Raw genomic sequence first — 23,704 nt, 5'->3', positions numbered from 1 at the left:
CCAGCCGGGAACCACATCCTCTACACAACTGTAGAAGATAGGCTGTCCGGGTCCGTACCGTCACGAGAAGAGCAGTGGAAAGGAGCGCCGGAGAGATGAGCATCATCGCCTGGCTGCTACTGGGACTCATCGCCGGAGGCATCGCCAAGTTGCTCCTGCCCGGCCGGGACCCGGGCGGTTGCGTCGGCACGACGGTGATCGGCATAGCCGGCGCCTTCCTGGGCGGCTGGCTGTCCTCCGAGTTCCTGGACCGACCGGTCCAGCGGGAGTTCTTCGACGCGGCGACCTGGGGCTCCGCCATCGTGGGCGCCCTCGTCCTCCTGATCGGCTACCGCCTGCTGTTCGGCAACTCCCGGGACTAGCGGGGCCGGCGGGTGCCGGTGGGGGCAGTGCCGGTCATCGCACTTCCCCCTCCTGGCCGTCCTCGAACACGGGCGGGTTGGCCCACGACCCGTAACCCGGCGCCTTCGCGCCGGCCGGGTGGGCACCGATCGCCCGCCACAGCAGCCCCTCGGTGTAGGCGTCGGGGGAGACGACGAACTGGCTTCCCTCGGGCTGGCTGTCATCCGGGACGGCGGGCTTCGCCCCGCTCCGCCCGGGCGCCGTCCACGCCGCCACATCCACCCGTCCCGCCAGTTCCGGGCCGTACCAGACGCCGACGTACCAGAGCTTGATGATGCTCTTCACCACCGGGTCGGCGGGAACACCGGAGGGATCGGAAGCCATCGCCTGCTGGATCGCATCCGGCCCTTCCTGCTCCACGGCCGTCCTGTAGTACGCCTCCGCCTGACCGGTTCCCCACAGGTCGAACTCGCTGAACCCGGTCACAGTGGCCGAGAACTTCACGAAATCACGCAGCTTCTCTTCTGCGTTCGTCCCTTGCGTCACGATCCCGCCTCCTTCGACGGTCTTAGAGCTCGAATGTCGGGCCGGCGTTCGCCCCTGGATGCCCCGTGAGCGGGTTGCGGACGAGTCGGTTCATGCTGTCGCGCATGCGGAACATCTCCCAGACCGCCTTGAGCAGAAGGTCGGGCTGACCGTTGTAGGCCAGATTGATACTGGTCAGGAACGTGGCGTAGAACTGGTTGAATTCATCGGCCGCCGCCAGGATTTCCGGGTCCGCCACGAGGTCTGCCAGCTTGATGTCCGGCTTCACCGGATAGACGGCGTCCCAGTCGACGTTCAGATCCGGGCCGGAAGGCTCGCCCGGATGATCGCCCTTCTGGTAGTACCTCTCCATTTCCAGCTGCTGGAACCTGTAGTAGTGCGCGAGTTCGTCCTGGCTGTCGAAAATGCCGCCATACAGCCCTTCGCCCTGCTCCGCGACGAGGGTGAGCGCGGCGACCGCGGTGTCGCGGCCGGTCACCTTGATGACATCGCCGCCACCGGAGTAGAAGTACTCGGGAGTCACCTGGCGAGCGGGATCGCCGGTGAAAATCGTCGTCCCTGCCTTACGGGCCTGGTCCTCCAGCTGGTTGATGCCCCGCATGATCTCTTCGTAGAACTCACCGATGCTCAGGAAACGCTGGGTGGGTTCTCCGGGGACGAGGCCGAGGACTGTCCCGGACTCCTCGAGTTCCGCCAGTTTCTCCGGTGGCGGCGTCGCGCCGTCGGACGCCAGGCCAAGGGCCGCCCAGTCCACCGGTACGAACCTGTCTTCCTCGGAGCCCGCCTGCGCGGGCTTCTCGATCTTCAGGAACGTGTCGAGAGCCTCGGGCGAGAACGGCCGGAGATGCACCTCGAAGTAATCGGGGCCGCACGGCAGGCGCGTCGGATAATTCGGCACGAAACCCGGCTTGGTGAGGTCCGGCGTTCCGCCCACGGCGTTCAGGACGTTCGCGACCAGGGTGAGGTGCAGCATCTCCTCGACTGCCACGACCCTGATGACATGCCAGGCGTCCGAGTTCTTTCCCGGATGCAGCGAGTAGAGCGCGGTCAGGTAGGGCGGGAGCGTCGCATGCTCCAGCTGGAGCCCCTTGTAGAGGTATTCGCGCAGCTCGTCGATGGTCTGGATGGTGGAGCCCTGAGCAGACTCTGATTCCGGAACGGACATGTTCCCCCAATCACGGGTGGCGGGCGATGGGCGATGGGCGGGGTCGCGTTCAACCCCCGCCGGTCTGTGAGCCGTCTACCTGCCGACGACGACCGGCGCCTTCGCGGCACGCAGGTGCCTGGCGATGTGGGCCGCACTGCGGAAGGCGAGCGCCGCCATGGTCAGGCTGATGTTGGATGTCCCGATCGAGGGCAGGCTGCCGGGCCCGACCAGGTAGAGGTTCTCGTGGTCCCACGAGTGCTGGGTGTGGTCGACCACGGAGTTCGCCGGGTCGGTCCCCATGATGTGCGTGCCCGCCAGGTGGTTGCCGCCCACGATGTTGTACCACTGGCCGTCGTGCTCGACGGCGCTGTAGCGGTCCTTGTCGTACGCGGTCCTGTCCTCGGCGCCGAGCTTCTCGAAGATCTCGGTCGCGAGCTTGCGGGCGAACGCGGCGCCCCGCATGGTGTACGGCGGGATCTTGAGCGACACGACCGGCTTCATGTTGCCGAGGGCGTCCTTGTACCGGTCGTCCACGGTGACGCTGTTGCTGCTGTCGGGCAGCAGGTCGATCATGAAGGCGAGCAGAAGCTGCCGGGAGATCTGGTTCCCGAGTGTCCTGCGCAACTCCGGCCCGCGCAGGCCCCGCTCGTCCACGAGCTCGACCAGATCCGTGTACGGCGAGCCGGTCGCCCACCCCCAGCCGTCGTTGTGGATGTCCACGCCGAATCCGGCCTGGGTTCCGCGGAATCGCCCGCCGCGCAGGTCGGTGATCCCGCTCGTGCAGGATGTGCCTCGCATCGTGCCGGCCGGCTTGGGCAGCAGGCCCCAGGACAGCAGATACGCGTGGTCCATCAGGTTGCGGCCGATCAGCTTGCTGCGGCTCATGCGCTGCATGTCGGAGGCCAGCATGAGCCGGGCGTTCTCGATGGCGTGCGCGCAGAGGATGTACACGGTGCCCTTCACCGTGTACTCCTCGTACCTCGCGGAGTCGAGCGCCGCGTAGCTCTTGACGGTGATCCCGGTCACCCGTTGGTCATGCTCGTCGATCTCGACCTTGGAGGCGACTGCCTGCGTCACGATCTTGACGTTGCCCTTGCGGAGCGCCTTGGCCAGCGTCTTTCCCGCGTGGTATTTGGCCTGCACGGGGCAGATCGGAACGCAGTTGGTGTTGCCCTGACAGCGCTCGCCCTCTTCCACCTGGTTCGTGCTCACCGCGCCGACCGGGACGAAGCCCTTGCCGCCGTCGTACGCGGCGTTCGGCACGCCGTTACGGGCCTGCGGAAAGCTCCGCACCTGGAGGGTGTATTCGTCGTCCGCCAGGTTGACCCGCATGCCGTCCACGCCCCGGGCGACCGTCTGGTCGAGATAGGACGGCGGCATGCGGTGCATCGGGAACACGTATCCCTTCGGAAAGTGCATTCCCAGGTATGCCTGGTCCTCGACTTCGGCGGCTACGCCCAGTTCGGCCTCAGCCTGCCGGTAGTAGGGTTCCAGGTCGTCATAGCCGAGCGGCCAGTTCAGGCCCTGGCCGTACTTGGTTCGCAGGTCGAAGTCCTCGGGAAGCATGCGCAGCGCTTTGCCCTCCCAGTGCAGGGAGGTGCCGCCGAGGACCCGGGTGAAGGTGGTGTCCGTGCAGTACTCGTCCTCTTGCACGAGGTAGAAGTGGTCCGGGGGTGTGCCCGGACGCACCGGCATGATGTCGGTGCTCCTGGGCATCCGGGCGTTCGGGTTGAACGGGTACGGAGACTGGTTGTCCTTGACGACTGCGCCGTAGAACCGCGACAGGTACGACTCGTACTCCGCGAGGTCCAGGTCCTTGCCGGGGCCGGCTTCGAGGATCAACACCCTGTGGCCCGCCTGGCTCAGCTGCTCGGCGACGATGGAACCCGCCATGCCGCCACCGACGACAACGGCATCCCACTCGCCGTTCGCGGCCTCTGCGGCGCTGGTCTGCGTCGCGGCACCGGCAGGGAAGATCAGTGGGTCTGTATCGTCGTAAGACGTCATGGATACCCCTTGTCGCGTCTGGGGTGGCCTCACCCCGGTGACGATTCCCACCAGCCGCCAGAACGGATGGTGATTGCATGACTCTCGAAGGCCCGCCACTGACACCCACCGGCAAAAGAGAACCGGCTCAGCGTTCGAGTCCGAGCCGGAGACCTGGGCAAGCGCCAACTACGGCCCCTCACCGCGTTGTCGGACCGTCCGCGTACGTCGCGTGCGAGGGCCGCCCTCCGCCTTGCGATTGACCACATCTGACGCCGCTCACTGACTCACTGGGGATCGGGAAGGGCCTCAGCAGGAGGCTTGCATATGTCGCCGTCATTCCGCCCCGCCCCAGTGGGGATCTTGTCGGTAAACCCACCGTTCGGGGGTAATCAGTGGACCCGCTCCAACCTGACGACTGGACAAGTCGGTTGGAATGACAGACAGATGAAGCCCCCGGCGGATGGGCTCTCGACCAGGAACCCCGGCCGCCGCTCGGCCGGGGTCCCTCGAGACGGTGGTGTCGGTCAGCAGGGGGAACCGACTACGCCGTGCATCGGGAAGGTCAGCGCTGCAGCGTGAGGACACCCGGCCGCCACGGCAGCGCGTTGTAGTCCCCGCCCGCGTTCGGGGACTTGCCCTGGTAGAGGAATCGCAGGTTGCAGGGGTCGATGGTCATGGTCTGGTCGGGGTTGTCGCGGACCAGGTCACCGTGGCTGATGTCGTTGGTCCAGGTGGCCCCGCTGTTGGCCTTGCCCGCGAAGGGGCTGCTCTCACTGGCGGCCTGCGGGGTCCACGAGCCACTCGGGCTGGAGGCCGTGAAGGAGCGGAAGTAGCGCCCGTTCGCACCCATCGCCTCGACGATCATGAGGTACTGGTTCTGGTCCTGGACCTTGTAGACCTGTACGCCTTCGAACAGGTTGGCCTTCGTGTCGCTCATGATCGTCGTGTACGAGGAACCGAAGTTGCCCGGGAAGTTCCCGATCGGCATGCTCGCCCGGTAGATCTTGCCGTTGTCACCGGCGAAGAACAGGTACATGTTCTGGCCGTCGGCGATCAGGGTCTGGTCGATCGGACCGGTGTCGGAGCCGGAGATGCTCCCGGTGAACAGCGGCTGCGGAGCGGACCAGCCGTTGGGATTGGTGGGGTCGCTCGACGTGCGGTAGACGAAGGGCCACGAACCCCACTGGTACGCCAGCACCCAGATGTTCTTGGGCGCGAAGTAGAACAGCGTGGGCGCCACCGCGGCCTGGCTCATCGCGTTCTGGCCGGCCGACGCCATGTCCGACCAGTTGGTGAAGGGGCTGAACACCATCGAGCCGTACGACGACCCCGACGACGTCGACCCGTAGACCAGGTGCCTGCCGTTGTGCGTCACCGTGGTGAAGTCCTTCAGCGCGACCCACCCGCTCTTCGGCTGCGCCAGGACACCCGTCGAGGACCACCGGTACGTCGACGGAAGCGCACACGTGCCGTCCGTCGGCGGCGTCCCGGTCAGGCCGGTCCACTCCTGGTTGCCGCCGCCGTTGCACGTCCAGAGCTGCGCGGCCGTACCGTTGGCCGTGCCGGCGCCCGCGGCCTCCAGGCACAGCCCGGACTCCACGCCGACGACCGTGCCGTCGGAATTCACCCGCCACTGCTGGTTCGCACCGCCGGAACAGCTCCAGATCTGCACCCGGGTACCGGCCGTGGTGGCGTGACCCGGAACATCCAGGCACTTGTTGCCGTACACGGTCAACTGGTTGTCGTCCGTCAGCGTCCACTGCTGGTTGGTACCGCCCCAGCAGTCGTAGAGCTGCAGAGACGTGCCGTTGGTCTGGTCGGCGCCCAGTACATCGAGACACCGGTTCGAAGCAACACCGCGTAAGGCGCCACTGCTGGCCGCCTGAGCCCGGGTGGTGCCGACGAGCAGCGCCGCCAACGCGGCCAGGGCAACGACCACGGCGGCGAGCAGCGCGGACGGATGCCTACGGCTCAAACTTCCTCTGTGCATGGGGGCTTCCTCAACCTTCAGTGATTGGCTGGTTCATGACAATGACTGACCAGGCGTGCGTTCGTGATACCGAACAGAGTCCGAAGTGTCGAGCATCCTGAATGATAGGGAGCCGCTGAACGACGTCAATACCTCGCGCATGTGTCGCCATCACTGCCGAAACATTTACGGGCCACCAGCCCCGTGAGCCCGCGCCCTCGCCCACGCCCACGAAGGTCCCCCGCCAGGAGCCGATCGAACAGCAGTCGCCGTCCGCCCGCCCCGCTCCATCGGGAGACCGAAAGTTTCGGACTTCTCCCAGAAACTTTCCCGCGCGGAAGTGTTGACGATGCACCGTCGACACCTCAATCATTCCTGTTTGAGAAACCGGCTACAGCTCGACATTTCGAACAGCACGGTCTTGGGCCATCCGTGCTGACTGAGCCGCCGTCGAGTACCCCGTGCAGTCCCCCGCGCTTCGTTCCTTCCGTGATGTCTACCTTGGAGGCACAGCCATGGGCTCGTACGCCCTTCCCAGATCCGCTGTCCGCCAGAAATCCCGCGCCCTGCTGTTGGCGCTGGTCGTCGGCGTCCTCGGTGTGGTCACCGCACTGGTGGCGCCACCGAGAGCACACGCCGCCGAGAACACGCTCGGCGCCGCGGCGGCGCAGAGCGGCCGCTACTTCGGCACCGCCATCGCCTCGGGCAGGCTGAGCGACTCGACGTACACGTCGATCGCGGCCCGTGAGTTCAACATGGTGACGGCCGAGAACGAGATGAAGATCGACGCCACCGAACCGCAGCGGGGCCAGTTCAACTTCAGCGCCGCCGACCGCGTCTACAACTGGGCGGTGCAGAACGGCAAGCAGGTGCGCGGCCACACCCTGGCCTGGCACTCCCAGCAGCCCGGCTGGATGCAGAGCCTCAGCGGCAGCGCACTGCGCCAGGCGATGATCGACCACATCAACGGCGTGATGGCCCACTACAAGGGCAAGATCGTCCAGTGGGACGTCGTGAACGAGGCCTTCGCCGACGGAAGTTCGGGAGCCCGGCGGGACTCCAACCTGCAACGCAGCGGCAACGACTGGATCGAGGTCGCCTTCCGCACCGCGCGCGCCGCCGACCCGTCCGCCAAGCTCTGCTACAACGACTACAACGTCGAGAACTGGAACTGGGCCAAGACGCAGGCCATGTACAACATGGTGCGGGACTTCAAGCAGCGCGGCGTGCCGATCGACTGCGTCGGCTTCCAGTCGCACTTCAACAGCGGCAGCCCCTACGACAGCAACTTCCGCACCACGCTGCAGAATTTCGCCGCCCTCGGCGTCGACGTGGCCATCACCGAACTCGACATCCAGGGCGCCCCGGCCTCGACCTACGCCAACGTGACCAACGACTGCCTGGCCGTCGCGCGCTGCCTCGGCATCACCGTCTGGGGCGTGCGCGACAGCGACTCCTGGCGATCGGAGCAGACGCCGTTGCTGTTCAACAACAACGGCAGCAAGAAGGCCGCCTACACCGCCGTCCTCGACACACTCAACGGCGGCGACTCCTCGGAGCCCCCCGCGGACGGGGGACAGATCAAGGGCGTCGGTTCGGGCCGCTGCCTGGACGTGCCCGACACCAGCACGGCCGACGGCACCCAGCTCCAGCTGTGGGACTGCCACAGCGGCACCAACCAGCAGTGGGAGTACACCGACGCCGGCGAGCTCAGGGTCTACGGCAACAAGTGCCTGGACGCCGCCGGCACCAGCAACGGCACCAAAGTCCAGCTCTACAGCTGCTGGGGCGGCGACAACCAGAAGTGGCGCCTCAACTCCGACGGATCCATTGTCGGCGCCCAGTCCGGCCTCTGTCTCGACGCCGTCGGAGCCGGCACCGCCAACGGAACCCTGATCCAGCTCTACTCCTGCTCGAACGGCAGCAACCAACGCTGGACCCGCACCTGATGGGACCTGCCACAAACGAAGGGCAGAATCGATAACAGCCTGCGGTACGGCTTCTCCCGCTCCTCCAGGAAATCATCGTTGATGGCCCCGGGTCGCCGCCGCGATGGCGGCGACCTCCGACTCAGGGCCCAGTGTGCGGACAAGGTTCTCGACGTGCCCTCGTCTCGACCGCAGACGGTGCCCGCGCGGATACCGAGGCCCTCGCGCTATACCGGGAGAAGTTCCGGCGACGTCTGCCGGAGTCGCTGGACGAGTTGCACGGCCCGACCCAGGAGGTAGGGGATCTGCCGCTGCACATGGCCTGGTCGGGGATGGCCTCGTACGACATGAGCAAGTCTCGTCAGCGCATGGGCCTGTACCGCACCGTCCTGCATGAGGGCCTGCGTGATGACCTGCCCCGGCACCTCAACCGGAACATGCTCCTCCACCTGTGGCCGGTGCTACGCACTCTCGTCGGCCGCACCGTGTGCGTCGTGTGGGTAGACGCCTTTCCCCAGCTCTCCTCCCGCACCCGGTCAGCCGCGTGACGGACATGCCGGAGCTGCACCCGCGGCTCCTGGCGAATGTGATCGCCCTTGGTTCCCCGTATCCCCTGGTTCTCACTGATGGATACGCCGTGCGGGCCCACCGCCTCGTGAACCGCCCCAGCCAGGACCTCGATGTCGCCACCGAGAACCCAGCCCCATGGCAGCCGACATCGTCGCCACGCTCCTCGTCGGCTTGGAAGTTCACGGTTGAAGGGTGCACGCCCGGGAGACCGCTCCACTGTCCGCCCGCATCCCCGTGGCCGACCCGGCCACCGGGCAGGACTGCGAAGTCAACCTGTGCCAAGGTGATGTCGTGATCCCCGCACACATCGTCGACGAGCCGCCGCTCTCCTACGCCGACAGCTTCGACGTACCGGTCCTGTTCCGTAACGGACCTGCGAGCAAGCCCAAGAGACAGTGGCGCACGGCAAAGCATGAGGCGTGGAGCGCGTCGGACGGGTTCCCGGCAACCGATGGCTGGTACGCCCCGACCACCACGTGGCGAGAGATCATCAAGGCTGCCACCGAGGTCGGCCGGGACGTCACCCCGCACCTGCAGAACCAGCCCCGGTACGCGCACGGGGAACTCGTCGCCCGAGTCTCTCCGTTGTACGCCTACCTCGGCGCCCACGCCGTCACGCCCCGGCATCCCGTACCGGGCGCAAAGGGCCAACGCCTGACCCTGAACCCGGTGTACGAGCACGGCACCGAGCGCACTGCGAAGAACGCCGCTGCCTACCGGCTGGGCATGACGATGACCGAGTGGGCGTGCCGCTCCCTGCTGGGCCTCGGACAGACCCACCACCTCGAACTCGGCGGTCCCATCCCCGCCCTGAGCAACACCTTCAAGGACCCAAGGAGAACGCTGCCCGACCTGTGGGGACGGCACGAGGCGGAAGAGATGTACTGGCTGATCGAGGCCAAGGGCGGCAGCGTCGGCGTCGGTACACTCCGCAAGGGGTGGGCGCAACTGCAAGCCGGCAGTAGAGTCTTCGGTTCCTACAAACACCGCATCGTCCTGGTTGGGGCGTCTGTGCGGCCCGGAGACGACCTCTTCCTCACGATCGACCATGACCTGCACTCCGGCGAGCCGCCCCTCCCCCCGGCCGGATCCGGGGCCGACAGCGCAGCGGTCGGCGTCGGCAGCCTCGAAGACCACCTCGGGGACAGTGACGACGCGCTCATCGGTGCGGCCCGTGCCCAGATGCTCGCTTACCTGGCGCTGCGCTCCGCTCCCGCCTCTCAGTTGCGCACGGTACCGGTACCGGCCGACCGAGCTTCCCGCCACCGGCGTTCGGGGCTCACCACCCCCTTGGAAAACGACGATCTCACCCTCGCCATGCGGGCGGACGCCCGCGGAGCGGCGCTCCACGTTGAGTCGCACACCTTGCGCGCCCAGATCCGCTCCTGGGGGCTCGACGACTTCCTCACCTGCCGCATCCCTGGAACCGAGGTCCACCTCGGCATGTCCAGAAAGCTGTTCGCCGCCTGCGCACGCCTCCACGAAGAAGATCTGGCCATCGCCCAGCGCACCCCGGGACTGCGTGCGGAGGACCAGTCAGCCCTCGACCAGGGACTCAGCGACGAAGACCAGGAAGTGCAACGGCTCACCCAGCGACGGATCTTCCGCGAGCAGCAGGAGGAAGCCCGCCCACGGCTGCGCCCTCTGCTCCGCGACGCCTACGAGCGGGGAACGACGAGTGACTGGAGCGACCTGCTGCGCCGTCCCCAGGAGCCGAAGCTCGACCTGGAGGGCGACGAGGGTCTCCTCGAAGCGGCCACACCGGAAACGTACCTGGCCGTCAGCCGCTACGACCTGCCTGCGGCGCGCTCGTAGTCCGGCCCAGGCGGCGTCCGGAGTGCCGCGTCTGTGAGTGGTCTGCCGTGTGAACGGACACCGGCCGGGGCGCACCAGCGTGGACGTGCGCCCCGACCAGGATCTCCTCGCCACCATCGGGCAGGCGACCGGCTCGGACGATGGCGACTGCTTGGCAGCACAGCATTACCCGGCAGGCCCACGGTCTAGCAGGCTTCGGCAGTCCCGCCCTCGGGCCTGAAGAAGGCAACGACGGCCCTGCGCAGCTGTGTAGCCAACTTGCGGACGTCGCGGAGGTGACTGAGTGCTGCTTCGGCTTCCTTGTACGTCTTGGTCACCCCGCGCAGCGTTCTCGTCACCTTCTCACTCAACTGGACGAGACGATCGAGAAGCTCGATGCATGAGGACACGATGGAGGGGCGGGGTTCTGTAGCCATGCGGTCAGTCTTATCGCCCGTTGGAGGTCTTGTCCGGGCATTGCCCAATGACCAGAGCGCGAGCTTCCGGACCAGCATCAAGTAGGACACCCTCGCCGACGACATTGCGAGGTTCTGGCACGGCACCCCGAGCCCGTTCCTCGAAAACACATGGGCGCGGGCAGACCACGACGGGAGGTGACGCCCGGCAGTTGGAGACGGGACCGGGGCAGGACCGGTACCGGGGCCGGAGTCTCCTCGTGCAGGTCAACGAGCTGACTGGTCCCGGGACAAGTGACGATCGAGAACCAGCAGTTCCGCGCAGAGCGTCGCCCGCACCCGGGCCCCCTACGGAGCCTCACACCGGCGGAGCCGCGTCGATGCGTCCAGTGCGTACGAGAGGCCGCCGTCAAAGGGACAGTGTGACCGGAATTGACTGACGAGGCTTGCCACGCCCTGCCGTCGGAGAAGGAAACGGGAAACAGCGTCGATCGCCTTGTCCGTCCGGGAGTTGGTGCCGCACTCTTCCGTGCAGTACCGCCTCGCGGACGACCGGGTTTGGGAGGTCCCGTGCCACATCAGTCCACCCCGTTCGGCGAGGAACTGAGGAAGCGGCGTCTTGAGGCCGGGCTGAGCCTTACAGACCTCTCCGGTCTCGTGCACTACAGCAAGGCGCAGCTCAGCAAGGTCGAGCGGGGCATCAAGGCACCCAGCCGTGATCTCGCGCGGCTGTGCGACGCCGCACTCGGTGCCGACGGGGCACTGATCGCCCTCAGCACCCCTGCCGCTGTCGATTCACCTGCCGTGTCGGAGCCAGGCCGGGTCGAGGAGGAGAACTGGATGATGCACTTGTCACCGGACGGCCCGAGCTCCTTCGGGCCCGTGGGCCGACGTCAGGTGATGAACGCCGGTGTCGCCTCGCTGATGACCTGGAGGTCGGACGGATCGAGTCCGGCGTCCCCGGCCGCCGGCGCCGGCATGCTGGAAGCCTCACGCCTACTGTTCACGCACTACCGCAGACTCGGTCAGGCCGTGGAACCCGGCCTGCTCCTGCCCGTTCTGATCACGCAGACACACACGCTGCGAGAACTGTCGGCGCAGAGCGACAGCGGCACCAGGCGACACCTGCTGGCGCTCGGTTCCCGATACGCCGAGTATGTGGGCTGGCTGGTGCAGGAGACTGGGAACGAGCATGCGGCGCTGTGGTGGACGCAGCGTGCGGTCGACCTGGCCGCCGCCGGCGGTGATCAGGCACTGGCCGGTTATGCGCTGGTCCGCAGGGCGTTGATCACGCTGTACCGGGAGGACGCCCAGCAGACGATCGCGTTGGCCCGCCGGGCGCAGAGCGGCGTGCTGCCGTCACGGATCCGCGGTCTCGCCGCACAGCGCGAAGCACAGGGCCATGCCCTCGCCGGTGATGCCGACGCCTGTCTCCGTGCCCTGGACCGGGCTCGTACTCTGCTCGCCCGCCGGAACGACGATGCCGGCGGTCCGGTGATCGGCTCCATGCATCTCCCAGATTCGGTCGGCATGGTCACCGGCTGGTGCCTCGTCGATCTCGGGCGGCCGCGCGAGGCGGGCGAGGAACTGGATCGGCAGCTCACTCAGGTCGGCCCCGACGCGGTGCGTACGCAGGTGCGGTACGGCGTACGTCGCGCGCTCGCTTATGCCTCCGCCGGCGAGATCGACCACGCGTGCGCGCTGACGGAGCCACTGCTCGACGGCGTGACGGCGGTCCGCTCGGCGACCGTCACGACCGATCTCCGACGACTTGTCCGGGTGTTGGGCCGCTACCCGGACCATCCACCGGTACGCCGACTGGCCCCGCGGCTCGGCACCTTGTCACGCCCGACCACCCCTTTTGAGGAGTCACCATCATGAGCGAGATCTTCATCAACTACCGCACCGGGGACGGGGAGAAGACCGCGGCCCTGCTCCGACAGGGGCTGTCGCACCGCTTCGGCCCGGGACACGCGTTTCACGCGTCACAGTCCATCGTCCCCGGGGAAAGCTGGCCCGAACGGTTACTGGTCGCCGTACGGCGCAGCTCCGTACTTCTGGCCATCATCGGACCGGACTGGACGAACTTCCGTACCCGGCTGGAGGATCCCGAGGACTGGGTGCGCAAGGAGATCGAGGGGGCTTTCGAATGTGAGGTCCCAGTGGTCCCCGTTCTGGACGGACGCAAAACCAGCCGGCTGAGCAAGGCCGACCTTCCGCCCGCGTTGCGACGGCTCGCCGATCTCCAGTCCATCGCGTTCGACTCCGGTGACACCGACGTATGTGTCGCGCGCATCGGTGATCTGATGGCCGACATGATTCCCGGCCTCGACGACCGGCCCGGGACCGAGGCGGGAATGCCCGCGCCAGGCAACGTGTCCAATTCCAGCGGGACTGTGAACGGTACAGCCGTACAGAGCCGTGACTTCACCGGTGACGTCGGCACGGTCGTCAAGGGCGCCCACGGTCCTGTCCACACCGGGAACGGCAACATCTACTCGCATTCACGTCATGTCTCGGGCGACCGTCACTTCTCGGGTGACGGGACGACGTACTTCGAGGGCGACCACCACGGCGCCATCCAGCACCGGTTCGGTGAACGGGACGGTCACGAGGACAAGGACCGGTGAACCAGCACACCGGCACCTGGGTCCGGGACTCGGGCGTCACGGTCACGGGCTCTGGCGACGTCTACATCGGCACGCAGCTACAGGACTCGGACAAGCCGGCCTTCCGCCGAGTCGCCGAGGACCAACTCCGCCGACTGCGCTACGCACTGGTCTCTCCGCCGCGCATGGGCGAGGCTCGTGCCGTACTCGCCGACTCCGGCACCGTCATCCTGGACGGCGTCCCGGGCAGCGGCCGGTCGGCTGCGGCCCGCGTACTGCTGCACGAACACCACCGGGACAGTGGTGTCTTCCACGAACTCCTGCCTGATGATGAGGAGGAGGATGAGCTCTCCCTCCACGACGCCACTCTGGTCGGGACCGGTGATCAGTTGCTGCTGGACCTGTCCGCCGCGGACGATCACCGCTGGGCCGCAGCCCAGGCCGACCTCCCGGCGCTACGCAAGGCCGTGCACGAGCAGCGGGCCCATCTGGTCGTGGTCATGCCGCACCGCGGCGTACTCGACCCGGACCTGCAGTACTGCCGTGTGGTGCTCGAACGGCCACCCGGTATCGGCGTTCTCCGACGGCACCTGCGCCTGCACGGTGTGCCGCCTGAGCAGTATCTCCGGCCGGACGGCACCGTCACCGGGTTCCTGACGGCGAACAGGCCGATGCGGGAAATCGCGGAATTCGCCGACCTGGTGCGCCGGGCACGCGAGGCCGGTCAGCCCGGGGACGGATTCGGCCAATGGTGCGAGGCCGCCGGGCGGGCGCGGAACGACGGCCGACGGGAAGCCGCCGCGCTCGTCACCAAGCTGCGGGAGGCGCCGCAACGAGCCCTGCTGATCGCCGTATCCATGCTGCACGGGGCGCACGCCGATGTTGTTCACCGCGCGGCCGAGCAACTGCTGAGCACCCTGGGGCCTCCGTCGGAGGGCGACTCGCCGCTGCAGCATCGAGACCTCGCCGAGCGCCTCCTCGAGATCTCGGCCACTGCCGCCCCCAACGGGCAGGTCCGGTTCGAGAAGCTGGACTTCGACTCCGCCGTTCGTGCCCACTTCTGGGACCACATGCCGGATCTCCGCCCCCACCTCGGCCCCTGGGTCGCGAGTGTGGTGGAGCTGAACGACCCGCACGTCGTCACCCTCGTACGCGACGTCCTGGTGGAACGAGTGGCCGGTGAATACCTGCGGACCGGACGTGCGGACGGACTGGGGGCCCTCGTCGAACGCTGGTGCGCCGGTACGACGAGCCGGCCTCGCCTGGAAGCGGCCGTTCATGCGCTCACCCTCGGGCTGGCGGACCCGGTCCACGCCAGGGACTTCCGCCGGCAGATCTACCAGTGGTGCGCGAACCGGCACCTCGATGGGGAGCTCGCGCAGGTGCTGGTTCGCGTCTGTGCCGACGTCCTAGCGACCAGTCATCCGGATCAAGCCCTGGTCAGGCTCCACCACCTGGCCCGACGTGAGCGCGACACGACGCGTGCCAGGCAGGCCCTGTGCGATCTGACGGCGCGCAGCCGCAGGCTGCACCGCGTGCTGCTCGACCGTCTCGCCCGTTCCGACTTCTCCCCCGGCCATCTCCGGATCTTCCTCCAGGCCAGCGACCCCGAACTGTTGACGCTCCGCCCCGGCACCTCGCACGCGCTGGTCGACGAACAGGGCGCGCAGCGCTCCCTGACAACCTGCTGGCACGCCGTACTGACCGAGCTGCCGCCTCAGAAGTGGCAGGACGAAGCACGACGCTGGCTCCACTGGGCGGCCGTCGGCACCGGACCGCACGGCGGGCTCCTGCTCGACCTCCTCGTCAGCGCGGCACAGCGGTGCACGGAGAAGCGGGGCAAGGTCTTCGCTCTGCTGTACGCGTGTGCCCGCGACGCCGAGCGCACCGGTCCGGCGGATGCGGCGCGAGCCGCGGAGATCACCGGTCTGCTGCTCCACAAGATCAGCGCGGCTCAAGGCATCGCTCCGGCCACACCGCCGACGACCTCATCCAGGGGGACTCGACCATGACCACCGCACGGAAAACCACAACCGTCTTCCTCACCGTTCTGAGCGGTCTCCTGCTGACCATCGTCGGTCTGACGCAGCGGTGGCCCGCATGGGCCTGGCCGCTGCTGGCAGTGCTGCTGCTCGTCGTCCCCGCGGCCGTCTTCCGGTTCGCCGCGATGCGCCGCGGCACGGTACCCGTGGCTTTCGAGGAGCAGCTCACGGCCGCCCCCGTAGAACGCACGGAACACCGCGTCAGCCAGGTCCTGCTGCCCAGCAAGTGGGCGGACTACGACTTCGTCTTCTCCGCGACGGTGCGCTGGTGCCTCGTCGACGCTCCCGCGAGCGCACCCGTTCTCAACCCCGCGGGCATCGCCGTCGACGCGGTCCTGAAGCGGGCTCGCGCCATCACCGAGCAACGGGAACCGGTCCGGGCCTCACTCGTCGAGCGGGAACTGTCCGGCGCCCTCAGCCGGATGGTGCCCGAGTCCACCGTGCACCTCCAGGCAATGGCGGAGAACGTCCGTCTCGTCCTGGTGCAGCAGGACCAGGAACGCCTCGACAAGCTCGCCGACGTACGCAAGGACGAGGCGGTCTGGGTGCACCAACGCAAGTACGAGCAGAGCAGGCGACGGTACTTGGGCGAGGACGTCCTCAAGGACACCGGCAGCGCGGTGGTCTGGTGGCTCGCCAGGAACGACGAGCAGGTGGAACGTACGGTGAACGACCTGGCCCTGCTCGCTCAGCTCACCTCGGCGGCCAATGACACCGACATTCCCGAACGGCTTCAGGATCTGATCTCTCAGCAGGCCGACGAGCCGACGACGTCGGACTTTGCCGAGGCGAGACCTCCCTCAGCGCCGCAGGGACGGGAGACAGCCACGGTGCGTCTCTCCGACTTCCTCGACAGCATCGGTTTCACCGACGGAGATGTACGCCGTCCGATGCTCGCGGCACAGATCGCCGGCCTCATCAAGGAGCAGAACTGCCACGAGACCGCCGAGGAGATCCAGCACCACTTCGATCCGCCGGTGTCCCCCGCTCTGGACGACGACGAGGCGCCCGCCTCCGGCTCCCCCCTCGCCTAGGAGATGACACATGGACAGCGAACTGGGCGTACTCGCGGCTCGGGCGCCACCACACTGGTCTCCCTCCTGGTCACCGACTCCTGGACACACGCCCGGGAATTGCGTCGAGCGATGAGGCGGGGACCGGCAGGCGGTGTGCATCGATCCAGGCATCCCCCCGTCGCCGCGTTGGCCCAAAAATCGTCGATCACTACGGCGCCGGGTACGTGACGCCGCGGCAGAGCACCCGGTGAAAGGGCGTCGACACCTTTGACTGGCACCGCCCGGTACTCCCGGACCAGCCAAAGCGGCCAAGTGTGAGTGGAGTTCGACAGCTCGTGAGGGCAGGGCACACGGGTGCCCTGCCCTCATATCGTCGAACGTCAGGGAACGGGGAACCAGGCCGCCAGGCGCTTGGCAATGACCGGTACATCGACGCAGTCCTGCGCGATGTCCTCGACGAACGGACCGGCAACGGGCACGGGCGGCGGGCCGGTACCGACGCTCACGCCGTTGAACCGCAGGAAGACAGGCCAGGCCCATCTCCCGCACGTCGGTCACTTCAGGTAGTCAGGATCTCCGCATCGCTGTCCACCAGCTCCGCCAGGACGTCGTCGTCCTTCAACTCGGCCCGGTCCTGGGCATCACACCCGGTCCGCCTGCTCGATCCGCTACATGGCGGGAAACAGGCCGAGCAACCCACCCGAACAACAGAACCGCAGGCCAGGCACCCTTCCCCGCCGGCTCCAGAATCGCGACGCACTCCACATGATGCGTCATCGGAAGATACCGCTTGGCCTCCACGGCCCAGTGACCAGACCACCCGGCGAGCGAAGTGGTCAGTTGTCGGGTTTCTTCTCCGAGCGCCGGCGGGCGGCGGACGGGGTGGGGCCGGCGCCGGCCTCGATCTGCTGGGCGTACACGGCGTTCGTCACGAGCTCGCGCGCGTATGCGGCGTCCAGTCGGCCAGGGCGGAAGAGGATGCGGTACATGATCGGCGCCACGACACGGTCGATCAGCAGTTCCGTCTCGGGCACCGGCTCCCCCCGCTGCGCCGCACGGGCCAACACGGCGTCGATCTGCTCTGCGGCATACGCCGAACACTGACCGGCATTGGTTCCGTCGGGGTCGCCGAGCAGGGCATCCCGGATGTAGGCGCGCCCGGGCGGCGAGGCCATCTCGTCGAGGAACTGTTCCGCCCACGCGTCGAGATCGGCCCGCAGGCTTCCGAGATCGGCCGGATCCGTTTCCGGGCGCAGTCGTTCGACGGCCACGTCGGACAGGAGTTGCTGCAGGTCGCCCCAGCGACGGTAGATCGTGGAGGGGGTCACGCCCGCCCGAGTGGCCACCATCGGGACGGTGAGCGCGTCACGGCCCGCCTCCCCTACGAGTTCACGTACCGCCGCATGGACGGACTCCTGTACGCGTGCGCTGCGCCCGCCGGGGCGGGCCATGGGCTTGGGACTCATGCGGTTCACTTTAATGCGATTTTGTTGCTTCTAGGCGGTGGCCGGCGTCGGCGACCCGCGGCGCTGCGTGTCCGGGCGCCCGAGCACGGCGGACGCCCCTGCGGCGACGCGACCGCATCATCGCGGAATGTCCGTCTTCCCTCAGGCCGCGAGAGGAGCAAGCCGCCCCGCGCCGCCCGCCGACTCCTCGTAGACCCGGCCCACACGGAGCACCGTCGCGTCGTGGAAGGGGCGTGCCATCAGCTGCATACCTATCGGCAGTCCGGCGCGGTCGTGACCGACCGGCAGGGTGAGGGCCGGGACGCCGGTGATGTTGGCGGGGGCACAGAGGCGGACGTAGCTGTCCGACACAGCCTCGGTCGTGCCGTCGGGCCACTCGACGGCTTCCTGCCCCGCCTCGGTGGCGGTCATCGGCACCGTCGGCGCGGCGAGGACGTCGATTCCGTCGAACATGCGAGCCCAGGCGTCTCGCATCATGGTGCGGGCCCGCTGGGCGCGGAGGTAGTCGCCCGCAGAGGTGAGTTCGCCGGCCTCCAGCAGGATGCGAACGTCCGCCGCGTACAGGTCGGGGGCGGCCCGCAGCGACCGCTCGTGGTAGGCGGTGGCCTCGGGAACCATCAGCCCCCACTGAACGGCCTGGAGGTAACGCGCCATCGGGATCTCGACGTCGACGAGTTCCGCCCCCAGCTCCGCCAGCCGCTCGATCGCGCCGCGTACGGACTCCTCGACCTCGGGCGTGACCCGCTCGAAGTAGTGGTTCCGCGGTACGCCGACCTTCAGTCCTCGCAGGTCGCCTCCCGGGAAGCGGTCCGGCACCGGGCCGGACACGCTCACCGGGTCACGCGGGTCGTGGCCGGCGGTCGCCGACAGCACCAGTGCGACGTCCTGGACGGTGCGGGCGAGCGGGCCCACGTGGTCCAGGGACCAGGACAGCGAGGTCACGCCCGTGCGCGGGACCAGGCCGTAGGTCGGCTTGAGGCCCACCACGCCGTTCAGGGCCGCCGGGACCCGGATGGAACCGCCCGTGTCCGTGCCCATGGCGAACGTCGCCCCGCCGGCGGCGACAGCTACCGCCGAGCCGCCGCTCGACCCGCCCGCGACCCGGCTGTGGTCCCAGGCGTTGTTCGTCTGCGGAGTGGTCAGGCCGTAGGCGAACTCGTGCGTGTGCGTCTTGCCCAGGAGGACGGCCCCGGCGGCGCCGAGCCGTTCGGCCACCCGGCTGTCGCGTTCCGCCACGTGCCCTGCCCGGACGCGCGAGCTCGCCGTGGTGGGCATCCCCTCCGCGTCGATCAGATCCTTGAGCGCCATGGGGATCCCGTGCAGCGGCCCGCGCGGTCCGCTTCCGGAGATCTCCCGTTCGGCGCGGATCGCTGCGGCCCGGGCCGCTTCGGCGGCGACGGTGACATAGGCGCCCAGCCGTCCTTCGACGGCGGCGATACGGGCGAGCACCGATTCGGTGAGTTCGACGGGGGACAGCTCCCGTGCGCGCACCGCACGGGAGGCTTCGGTCAGCGACAGCTCAAACGGTTGCATCGACGTTCCCCTCTCCGGCTCGGTAGGAGGACGCGGGAGGGGTCTCGCCGAAATCGAGCTCGCGCAACGTGCTGATCACGGAGTGGATGTGGTTGGCCGTCATGGCCACTGCTTCGTGTCGGCCGTCCCCGAGGGGGAGCCCCGCCCGCAGCGCCCCTCGGGCTGCCTCCTGGGGGGTGAGTTCGCTGGTCATGGTTTCCTTCCGGATCTGTGTGGCGCGACGGGCCGGGGCTGGTGCAGGACTTCCGACCACCGTAAACGCGAACCGTTTGCTTTAGCCGATCATAGGATCTACGATGCCTTAAAGCAAACCAATCGCTTTTATTACGGGAAGGACCCTCATGCGGAGCGTCCCCGCGGGCCTCGCGCCTCCCCGCACCTCCCCACCCGGACGCCTGCCGTTCGCATTGCACGCCTCGATCCTGATCGCGCTGCTCGCCGCATCCAGCGCACCGACCCCGCTGTACCCCCACTACCAGGCTCAGTGGCAGCTGTCTTCCCTCGACATCACCGTGGTCTTCAGCGCCTACGCTCTGGCGCTCCTGATCGCACTGCTGACGACCGGAACCCTTTCCAACCATGTCGGACGCTGCCCCGTGCTCCTGGGCGCCCTCGCGGTTCAGGTCGCCTCCATGGCACTGTTCGCGACGGCCGGCGGCCTGACCACCCTGATCGGCGCCCGCGTGCTGCAGGGCATCGCGACCGGCGCGGCGACCGGCGCAGCGGGTGCGGCTCTCCGCGACCTGGAAAACCCCGCCCGGCCGGGTCGCCCCGCTCTGGCCAACAGCATCGCGCCGGTGACGGGCATGGCGGCCGGCGTCCTGGCAGCCACCCTCATGGTGCGCTTCGCCCCCGTTCCGACGATCACGGTGTACGCGGCCCTGATCGCCGTGTTCGCCGCGCAGGCCATCGCCCTTGTCTCGACGCCCGAGACCGTCCGCCGCCGTCCCGGAGCACTGCGCTCTACACGGCCCCACCTGGCACTGCCGTCGGCGGCCGCCCACGCTCTCCTGCTCAACGGCGCCGGCGTCGTCGCCGTCTGGGCACTCGGCGGCTTCTACTCGTCCCTGGGACCGGGCTTCACACGGCTCATCTCCCCCGGCGGACCCGAATACGCCGACGGCATGGTCTTCTTCACGCTGACGGCCGTCGCCGCCCCGACGGTGTACTTCACGCGCAGGATGCGTGCCGACGTCTCCGCTCTCCTCGGGAGCTGCGCGGTGATTCCGGCGGCCGTCCTGACCCTGGGTGCCCTCTGGCTCGCCGGCCCCGCACTTCTCTTCGCCGGGGCGGCGCTGGCCGGGTTCGGCTTCGGAGCCGTCTCCCAGGGTGCGCTGCGCGCGGTCGTCGACTCGGTCCCGGCCCGGGAGAAGGGCGGCACGCTCGCCTCCTATCACGTACTCAGCTACCTGGCGATGAGTCTGCCTGCCATCGGCGCCGGCGCCCTCACCGCCGGCTTCGGGCTGCGTGCGGCAGCACTGGCCTGTGCCGGCTGCGTGGCCGTACTGGCGACCGTCGCAGTCGCGACGCTGACCGCGCCGCTGCGCAGTCGGCGCCGGACACCGTCCCCGGACATCCACTCCCGTCCGGCGACGAGCAACTACCCATCCACCTCACCCAACACGCCCACTCCAGACATCTCCGTCCTCGCGACCCGTAACAGGTAAGGAACGTCGCCGTGTTCACCTCATCGCAAACGACCAGGTCCACTCCCCCCGCCTCTTCCTGGACGGTGGGCGACCACACCGTACGACGCATCGACGAAGTGGTCCTGCCCGCCCAGACCGGTCCGTGGCTGCTGCCCGGGGCAACCACCGACCTCGTGAGCCGGACTCCCTGGCTGAGCCCCGAATTCGCCGACGAACAAGGCGTTCTGCGCCTGGCGAGTCACAGCTTCGCCGTCGAGGTGGACGGCATGCGGGTGCTGATGGACACCGGCATCGGAAACGGGAAGCGGCGCGCCAACCCCGCCTGGCACGACCTGAACAGCGACTACGAAGCACGGCTGCGGGCGGCGGGCTTCCCGCCGGAGAGCGTTGACGTCGTGGTCCTGACCCACCTCCACGCCGACCACGTGGGGTGGAACACGCGTGCCGAGGGCGACGCCTGGGTGCCCACGTTCCCGAACGCGCGCTATCTCACCTCACGCACCGAGTGGGACTACTGGGCGGGTGTCGACATGGAGGAGGCGCGACGGCAGATGTTCCGGGACTCGGTCCATCCCGTCCGGGAAGCAGGTCTGTTCGACCTCATCGATGTCGCGGACGAGGGCACCGACGTCGCGCCGGGCATCCGTCTGCTGCCTACCCCCGGCCACACACCGGGGCAGGTAGCGGTGGAACTGAGCAGCCGTGGCGAGACCGCATTGGTCACCGGCGACAGCATCCATCACCCGGTCCAGATGGCGCATCCAGGGCTCTGCAGCTGTGTGGACATCGCTCCCGAACTCGCGGCCAGGACCCGGAACCAGGTGCTCGGCTCCCTGGCCGGTACGTCAACTCTCCTGCTGGGGAGCCACTTCCCGCCGCCGACCGCCGGACACGTGCTACGCGAGGACGGCGGGTACCGGCTGGTCCCGGCTCCCTCAGGGGTCACGCCCATCGGCGGCTGAAGCGGATCGGAACACCCGGGACATGCCGCGCACAGAGTCGGTCAGCGAGGTGTCCGGACGGATCGCCGGAGCGGGCATCGGAATGGGGTACGGCTGGTGGCAGGACAAGCACACCCGTCATCACGCCAACCCCGACAACGAGGGCCTCGACCCCGACGTCGCCCCCGACCTGCTGGTCTGGTTCAGCGGTCCTCGATGTCGACCAACAGCCCGTCTGTCACCGGTCCGGCACGGGTCCGCGCGCCACACGCACCGGAGACTGCCGTCCATCAGGATGCGGCGACACCCGAAGAAGTGGCCGACGCCTGGGCGGACTACGAACACGGGACTCAGACAGTGGAAGGAGAACTTCGACAGGGTCAGCCATGACGACAACGAACGACATGATCTACAGCGTCCTGGACAACAACCTGTGACGACGCGCGCGGTGCGCTGCTCTCGCTCCTGGGAATGCTCATCGTCAGAGCCGGGGTCGCGGCGATCGGCTGACTTCGGCCTGCCACGTGGTGGCGTGGAGGTTCACGACCGCGACCGTAGACCCGGTCCAGGCCGCCGCCGCGTCGGCCGTCGAGGAACGCCTCTTGCGGCACGGCCCGGACAGCCGAGCTCCGGTGAGCCGGTGCCCGGCTCACAGCGGCATGGGATGGTGGCGGGTACGCCGCTCGGTGCGGTGGCCTGCCCGGGCTCGGGGGCTACGGCTCCGCTCGACAGTGCGCACTCGGACCAGACGGTCTTGCCGGGACCGACCCGGTCGCGGACACGCCGTGCTCGGTCTCGCCCGCCTGCACAACCTCCTCCAAGCCGCATAGACGCACCATCGCCTCCGCTCCTTGGCAGTCTCGGCATACCTGAAGATCGATCACAGGACACGACGTCGAACGTCAGGGAATCGGAAACCAGGCCGCCAGACGCTTGGCAATGACCGGTACATCGACGTTGTCCTGCGCGACTTCCTCGACGAACGGGCCGGCAACGGCGACGGGCGGCGGGACGGTACTGGCGCTGACGCCGTTGAACCGCAGGAAGACACGCATGGCGAGCCAGGCGGTGCGCTTGTTGCCGTCGATCAACGCGTGATTGCGGGCGACGGAGTGCAGCAGGGCCGCTGCCTTCTCGTGCAACATGGGGTACAACTCGGCTCCGAACACGTTCGTCCGGGGCCGCTCGATCGCCGACACCAGAAGACCCATGTCACGCACGCTGTGCTCGGTACCGTTGACCGCGCGGGCGATGGCCAGGATCTCGTCGATCTGGACGTAGCGCACGTTCGTCACTTCAGGTAGTCCAGAATCTCCGCATCGCTGTCCATCAACTCCGCCAGGACGTCGTCAACCTTCAGCTCGGCCCGGTCCTGGGCATCACGGATGGCCTCGATGGCAAGCTCCTGCTTGCTGCGACCCTCACGACGAGCCCGCTCGGTGAGCTTCGCGTCGAGGTCGTCGGGGAGCCGGAGTGTCATCGCCATACACCAGATGATACCTGGCCGGTATCACATGGCGCGGTCGAGTCGCGTTCTAGCAACGTGCGGCCGAAGATGGTGGCTCGCAGCGGGGAGGTGCAGCAGTGACTCCCGCTTCGAGCGTCATCCGAGCGTCAAGATTCTCCGAACATCCCTCTATATGCGTCGCCCATGCAGGCACCTCGCTCACGAAACCGCTGGTCAGCAAGGCGCAAAGACCGCTGTCCGGAGGGAAACAGGTCGAGCAACCCGTCCCGACGGCAAAAG

Annotated in this window: 19 protein-coding genes and 3 pseudogenes; 12 read left to right on the top strand and 10 right to left on the bottom strand. The window is 68.0% G+C overall.

What is annotated here, in order from left to right:
* Positions 1 to 95: 95 nt before the first annotated feature.
* The gene (locus tag BJ961_RS09235; RefSeq protein WP_271320819.1) at positions 96 to 362 is read left to right on the top strand and encodes a GlsB/YeaQ/YmgE family stress response membrane protein; all 267 of its coding nucleotides are present in this window, start codon (positions 96 to 98) and stop codon (positions 360 to 362) included.
* Positions 363 to 396: 34 nt separating this feature from the next.
* Here the strand turns inward: BJ961_RS09235 and BJ961_RS09230 are convergent, their stop codons facing one another.
* The 4 genes from BJ961_RS09230 to BJ961_RS09215 all read right to left on the bottom strand — a co-directional run bounded on the left by BJ961_RS09230 (position 397) and on the right by BJ961_RS09215 (position 6,014).
* Positions 397 to 888, bottom strand: a complete 492-nt coding sequence (locus tag BJ961_RS09230; RefSeq protein ID WP_271320818.1) for a hypothetical protein — start codon at positions 886 to 888, stop codon at positions 397 to 399.
* A 22-nt stretch (positions 889 to 910) separates the two neighbouring features.
* On the bottom strand, positions 911 to 2,053 hold the full coding sequence (locus tag BJ961_RS09225) for a ferritin-like domain-containing protein (RefSeq protein ID WP_271320817.1): 1,143 nt from the start codon (positions 2,051 to 2,053) through the stop codon (positions 911 to 913).
* A 75-nt stretch (positions 2,054 to 2,128) separates the two neighbouring features.
* Positions 2,129 to 4,042, bottom strand: coding sequence for a GMC family oxidoreductase (locus tag BJ961_RS09220; RefSeq protein WP_271320816.1), 1,914 nt, complete (start codon positions 4,040 to 4,042; stop codon positions 2,129 to 2,131).
* 544 nt (positions 4,043 to 4,586) lie between these two features.
* Positions 4,587 to 6,014, bottom strand: coding sequence for a non-reducing end alpha-L-arabinofuranosidase family hydrolase (locus BJ961_RS09215; protein ID WP_271320815.1), 1,428 nt, complete (start codon positions 6,012 to 6,014; stop codon positions 4,587 to 4,589).
* Positions 6,015 to 6,508: 494 nt separating this feature from the next.
* Between BJ961_RS09215 and BJ961_RS09210 the strand changes: the two genes are divergently transcribed.
* The 8 genes and pseudogenes from BJ961_RS09210 to BJ961_RS09180 all read left to right on the top strand — a co-directional run bounded on the left by BJ961_RS09210 (position 6,509) and on the right by BJ961_RS09180 (position 16,386).
* A complete protein-coding gene (locus BJ961_RS09210; RefSeq protein WP_271320814.1) occupies positions 6,509 to 7,942 on the top strand; it encodes an endo-1,4-beta-xylanase in 1,434 nt (477 codons plus the stop codon).
* A gap of 326 nt (positions 7,943 to 8,268) precedes the next feature.
* Entirely contained in the window at positions 8,269 to 8,469 is a 201-nt protein-coding gene (locus BJ961_RS35975) for a transcriptional regulator (RefSeq protein WP_328659670.1), read from the top strand.
* Positions 8,470 to 8,474: 5 nt separating this feature from the next.
* A pseudogene (locus tag BJ961_RS35970) lies at positions 8,475 to 8,767 on the top strand (hypothetical protein); the annotation flags it as partial.
* Positions 8,768 to 8,782: 15 nt separating this feature from the next.
* Positions 8,783 to 10,306: a gamma-glutamyltransferase gene (locus BJ961_RS09200; protein ID WP_333782100.1), complete on the top strand. Its 1,524-nt coding sequence runs from the start codon at positions 8,783 to 8,785 to the stop codon at positions 10,304 to 10,306.
* Positions 10,307 to 11,271: 965 nt separating this feature from the next.
* The gene (locus tag BJ961_RS09195) at positions 11,272 to 12,582 is read left to right on the top strand and encodes a helix-turn-helix domain-containing protein (RefSeq protein WP_271320811.1); all 1,311 of its coding nucleotides are present in this window, start codon (positions 11,272 to 11,274) and stop codon (positions 12,580 to 12,582) included.
* On the top strand, positions 12,579 to 13,331 hold the full coding sequence (locus tag BJ961_RS09190; protein ID WP_271320810.1) for a toll/interleukin-1 receptor domain-containing protein: 753 nt from the start codon (positions 12,579 to 12,581) through the stop codon (positions 13,329 to 13,331). Before BJ961_RS09195 ends, BJ961_RS09190 begins: the two co-directional genes overlap by 4 nt.
* A complete protein-coding gene (locus BJ961_RS09185; protein WP_271320809.1) occupies positions 13,328 to 15,322 on the top strand; it encodes a hypothetical protein in 1,995 nt (664 codons plus the stop codon). Before BJ961_RS09190 ends, BJ961_RS09185 begins: the two co-directional genes overlap by 4 nt.
* Entirely contained in the window at positions 15,319 to 16,386 is a 1,068-nt protein-coding gene (locus BJ961_RS09180; protein WP_271320808.1) for a hypothetical protein, read from the top strand. Before BJ961_RS09185 ends, BJ961_RS09180 begins: the two co-directional genes overlap by 4 nt.
* A gap of 362 nt (positions 16,387 to 16,748) precedes the next feature.
* Here BJ961_RS09180 and BJ961_RS09175 read toward each other — a convergent pair.
* From BJ961_RS09175 to BJ961_RS09160, 4 genes and pseudogenes are all read right to left on the bottom strand, one after another.
* Positions 16,749 to 16,904: pseudogene (locus BJ961_RS09175) on the bottom strand (type II toxin-antitoxin system death-on-curing family toxin); the annotation flags it as partial.
* 300 nt (positions 16,905 to 17,204) lie between these two features.
* Positions 17,205 to 17,819, bottom strand: a complete 615-nt coding sequence (locus tag BJ961_RS09170; RefSeq protein WP_271320807.1) for a TetR/AcrR family transcriptional regulator — start codon at positions 17,817 to 17,819, stop codon at positions 17,205 to 17,207.
* A 156-nt stretch (positions 17,820 to 17,975) separates the two neighbouring features.
* Positions 17,976 to 19,367, bottom strand: a complete 1,392-nt coding sequence (locus tag BJ961_RS09165) for an amidase (RefSeq protein WP_271320806.1) — start codon at positions 19,365 to 19,367, stop codon at positions 17,976 to 17,978.
* Positions 19,354 to 19,560 carry a hypothetical protein gene (locus BJ961_RS09160; protein ID WP_271320805.1) on the bottom strand — a complete coding sequence of 69 codons (207 nt, stop codon included), beginning with the start codon at positions 19,558 to 19,560 and terminating at the stop codon, positions 19,354 to 19,356. The genes BJ961_RS09165 and BJ961_RS09160 overlap by 14 nt, the downstream gene beginning before the upstream one ends.
* A 148-nt stretch (positions 19,561 to 19,708) precedes the next feature.
* Between BJ961_RS09160 and BJ961_RS09155 the strand changes: the two genes are divergently transcribed.
* The 3 genes and pseudogenes from BJ961_RS09155 to BJ961_RS09145 form a co-directional block, all read left to right on the top strand.
* A complete protein-coding gene (locus BJ961_RS09155) occupies positions 19,709 to 21,034 on the top strand; it encodes an MFS transporter (RefSeq protein WP_271320804.1) in 1,326 nt (441 codons plus the stop codon).
* A 65-nt stretch (positions 21,035 to 21,099) separates the two neighbouring features.
* On the top strand, positions 21,100 to 21,978 hold the full coding sequence (locus tag BJ961_RS09150; RefSeq protein ID WP_271320803.1) for an MBL fold metallo-hydrolase: 879 nt from the start codon (positions 21,100 to 21,102) through the stop codon (positions 21,976 to 21,978).
* A 43-nt stretch (positions 21,979 to 22,021) separates the two neighbouring features.
* A pseudogene (locus BJ961_RS09145) lies at positions 22,022 to 22,159 on the top strand (acyl-CoA desaturase); the annotation flags it as partial.
* Between the two features lie 700 nt (positions 22,160 to 22,859).
* Here the strand turns inward: BJ961_RS09145 and BJ961_RS09140 are convergent.
* Together BJ961_RS09140 and BJ961_RS09135 are read right to left on the bottom strand one after the other, a co-directional pair.
* Positions 22,860 to 23,252, bottom strand: a complete 393-nt coding sequence (locus BJ961_RS09140; protein ID WP_271320802.1) for a type II toxin-antitoxin system death-on-curing family toxin — start codon at positions 23,250 to 23,252, stop codon at positions 22,860 to 22,862.
* Positions 23,249 to 23,443 (bottom strand): ribbon-helix-helix protein, CopG family, encoded by a 195-nt coding sequence (locus BJ961_RS09135; protein WP_007445201.1) that lies wholly within the window; start codon positions 23,441 to 23,443, stop codon positions 23,249 to 23,251. The genes BJ961_RS09140 and BJ961_RS09135 overlap by 4 nt, the downstream gene beginning before the upstream one ends.
* Positions 23,444 to 23,704 lie beyond the last annotated feature (261 nt).

Origin of the sequence: Streptomyces lienomycini (assembly GCF_027947595.1) — a bacterium.
Classification (GTDB): Bacteria; Actinomycetota; Actinomycetes; order Streptomycetales; family Streptomycetaceae; genus Streptomyces; species Streptomyces lienomycini.
The sequence above is the reverse complement of the archived record's forward strand: the minus strand, read 5'-3'. Positions and strand labels throughout refer to the sequence as shown.